This window comes from Mesorhizobium sp. M7A.F.Ca.CA.003.01.2.1 (genome assembly GCF_003998945.1).
Taxonomy (GTDB): Bacteria; Pseudomonadota; Alphaproteobacteria; order Rhizobiales; family Rhizobiaceae; genus Mesorhizobium; species Mesorhizobium ciceri.
The window spans coordinates 1-3,715 of sequence record NZ_RZRA01000562.1 but is presented as its reverse complement, the minus strand read 5'-3'; the positions used below and the strand labels follow the sequence as shown (position 1 = coordinate 3,715).

Genomic DNA, 3,715 nt, shown 5'->3' with positions numbered 1-3,715 from the left:
GATGTGTCCAGTAGACGCCGACATCGGTGATCACGATGATTTCGGCAACCTGCAGCCAGACGGGCTGGCCGCTGACGGCATGCGTTATCGCTTGCGGGACCAGGAGTGCAGCGGCACCGAGCGCGCCTGCCGCCATCATGACGATGGCCAGCTTTATGATGAAGCCGTTGAACAGCAGATAAATCAGATCGACAGCGAAGCCCTTGCGAAAGATCTTCTGCGGCCGCTCGGCAAACAGATGTTCGAACGGAATGAAGATCAGGGCGCAGATCAGAAGTGCCTTGATGCCAAAGATATCCATCGATTCGCCTCAGCGCGCAGTCCGCGCCTCTGAGAGGAACCACATCTCCCTTTCCAAAGGCTAAAGGCTCTACCTTTTGCGCAAGTGGCGGCGGCAAACGCGGATTGTGAATGGAACGCGGGTGGACGAGGAGACGCGAATGCGGGCTCGTCCTGCGGCGTGTGGCCCATCCCCCAACTAGAACCTGACCGCGAGATTGGCTTTCACGCTCTGGTCTGCGGCGCGACTGCCGAATTGTCCCCCATAGGTGAGGCCGAGCGTGGCATTGTGTGCGATGGCGATGTCGAACCCGACATCGAGTATCAGCCCGTCCTTGGCGATCGGCACGCCCGCGACGGTGAATGATGCGCCGCCGGCGAATGCGAAGCGCGACAGCGGTACGGTCTCGCCGAAGGCATGGCGCCAGCCGAGCGTGCCGCGAACCGTCGCCGCCATCTCGCCGACGGTGAACTCGCCTGAGGCATGTAGGCCGAGCGTGGTGAAGATCGCATCGGTGATTGCCGAAGCGCTTGTCAGCGTCGCCGCGCCGCCTGTCTCGGTGAAGCCGTCAGTCCGGAGGTTCACATAGGCGAGATTGGCGAAGGGCTCAAAGCCTAAATTTCCAGCATGGATACCATAGCCCAGTTCGCCGAACACCTGCGCCGTTCCGGCGCGATAATCTGCCTTGAGGCTGTCATTGAAACCGGGGAAAGTGACGGAGCGGCTCGTCGCGATGTCGTGCCAAGTATAGGATGTACCGGTGCGCAAGCCGAGCGTGCCGCCCCCAACATCCCAAGTGGTGCCGCCATAGAGGCCGAGATGATAGTTGTCGCTCGAGCCCGACGAGGCGCGGTCTTTCACATCGAGGTTGGTGCGGCTGTATCCCGCCATGATACCCAATCGCCAGGTGTCGAAAATGGCGGCGTCACCGCCGGCCAGGAAACCGCCAGTCGAGCGGTCAACGCGGGCAGCATTGCCGTCGCTGCCAGTATGGCCCCATGAACCAAAGCCCTGACTCCAGAGGGCGAAGCGATCGGTGTCCGACGCCACTGCAGCGGTCGTATTGGGATCGAGCGAGACATAGGCGCCCGCAGCACCGCCATAGGTCTGATCGGCGTAGGCCATGACCGGAGCGGCCGATGCACCGACGATACCGAAAGCGGCCCGGATGCGGTTCGTCGCCGCGTCGCGCAGAAGACGGCTATCTTCGATGAGGGAAGTCTGCGCCGAGGGATACACCTCGCCCGAGAGCTGGTCGAAGGCATCACGTGCCTGCACGTCGGTCGCGAGGTTGAGGATGACGTTGTACAGGGATCCGGATGTCGGCAGGCTCTCGAGCCCCCCAGCGGTTGCGATCTGATTGCGGGTCAAGGCTGCGTCGGTGAAGTTGCGGTATTTCAGGATGTCGAGATAGGCGTTGTTGGTGTCATAGGTATCGACAAGCCTGAGGAAGGCGGTGTTGAGAACTCCAGTCAAGGCAGCGAACTGCCCGGTCAGCCCGGCATCGGCGGTCAACACCGTATAGCGGGTGCCCGGCACCGCAATGCCGCCCGCGGCGTTCACGGTCAGCGTCGCGCCAGTGATCGTCGCGGTGCCGGAGGTGCTGAACCTGTCGGCCTGGCCGGCCGTGTTGATATCGATCGCCATGATGCTGCCAGTCGCGAAAGCGGCATTGCCGCCGGTTTGCCGGATCACATCGCCGGCGCCAGCGTCGGCCATTGTCAAGGTGCCTTGATTGGTGAACTGAAACAGATTGGTCCATTGCGTCGTCTCCGCGACGCCGGCGGAGTTTCCACCGACGGCGGTCCCGTCGTTGACCAGCCTGCTGGCGCCACCGCCGAAATCACTGGTTCCACCGGCGCCGTTCCAGTTCCCGTCGTTGGCGAACAGTGTCGCGCCGCCGGCAAACTGCGCTGTACCGACGATCGAACCGGCGTTTGTGAGCGCCATCGTCGCGGCATTGGTCTCGATCGCCGCATCGCTGGACAGTCCGGAAAGACTACGGATCGCGCCCGACGAGGCGACGTTGATGGCGCCCGTCCCACCAGTCAAAGTCAGGCCACGCGTCGCGCCCGTCACCGTGCCGGCGACTTGCACATCCACTACGCCGTTGCCCGTCGCGACGATGCCCTCGGCCGACGTTCCGGTCACCGCGCCATTGGCGATCACCGTGATCGCGCCCGTGCCAAGATTGGTTGCCTGGATACCTGTCGTACCCGAGACATTGCCATTCGTCGTCACATTGATCGTGCCAGCGCCCACCGGATTGTCCTGGAGCGCGAAGATCGCCGTAGCCGCAGTTGCGTTCACAGCACCCGTTATCACCGCGACATTGCCGGCCGAGCTTTCAGCGTCGATACCTCGACCAGTCGTCGCGGTGATCGGACCAACCGCCTTCACGGTCACCGAACCTGTACCGACAGTCCCTGCGACAATCCCGCTGCTCGCGTCGATCGCGCCGTTCGCCGTGACATCGACGTTGCCGCTTCCCGAGGAAAGGCCAGCGAAGATACCGGGGCCGCCCGCCTTCACATCGCCGTTCGCCACGATCGTCACATTGGCCGTCGCCGACAGCGTCTCAACGTCGATGCCGATCCTGCCGGCAGCCAGCGCCGTCACCGCGCCCGTCGTGACGCCGATGTTGCCGCCCGTCGCCGTGTCGCGCACCACGATGCCGCCGCCACTCGTCGAGCTGCTGGCGCCGGATATATCGACCGTGACCGTGCCCGGGCCATAGTTCTGAATATTCACCGCATCGTCGCTGCCGCCGACGAAGCCGCCCGCGCCCGTCACCGAGAGATTACCCGTGCCGCCGCCGCCACCAATCAAGGTCAGGCCGGAACGCGCGCCCATCACCGTGCCGGCGACCTGCACGTCCACCGCGCCACCACCGTTCGCGACGATGCCGTCAAAGGATGTGCCGGTCACCGCACCATTGGCGATCACGCTGATCATGCCCGTGCCGGAGTTACCTGCGAGGATGCCTGCAGTGCCCGAGACGTTGCCGTTGGTCGTCACATCGATTGTGCCTGTGCCTGTGCCGGTCCCTATTGCATAGACCGCCTGACCGCCCGTCGAGGTCACCGCACCCGTTGTTATCGAGACATCGCCCCGGCCCTGAGCGAAGACGCCAAGGCCCGACGCCATTGTCGCGGTGACCGGTCCCATCGCCTTCACCGTCGTCGAGCCGTTGCCCAAGTTCTGCGCGATAATGCCGTTGCCTGCGTCGATGGCGCCGTTCGCCGTGATATCGATGTTGCCAGTTCCTGTGGAGGAAACTCGACCCAAGATACCGGTATTGCCCGCCGTCACATCGCCGTTCGCCACGGTCGTGAGATTGCCTGCCGTCGAAGACGACTGGACGTCGATACCGAACATGCCAGCAGCCAGCGCCGTCACCGCGCCCGTGGTGACATCGATGGAGCCACTCGCCGC

General features: G+C 63.7%; 1 protein-coding gene and 1 pseudogene. Both read right to left on the bottom strand.

Annotation, left to right across the window (positions count from 1 at the left end; genetic code table 11):
- A pseudogene (locus tag EN969_RS21090) lies at window positions 1-301 on the bottom strand (sterol desaturase family protein); the annotation flags it as partial.
- 177 nt (window positions 302-478) lie between these two features.
- The coding region (locus EN969_RS21085; protein ID WP_127419362.1) for an autotransporter domain-containing protein at window positions 479-3,715 on the bottom strand (3,237 nt) is incomplete at its 5' end.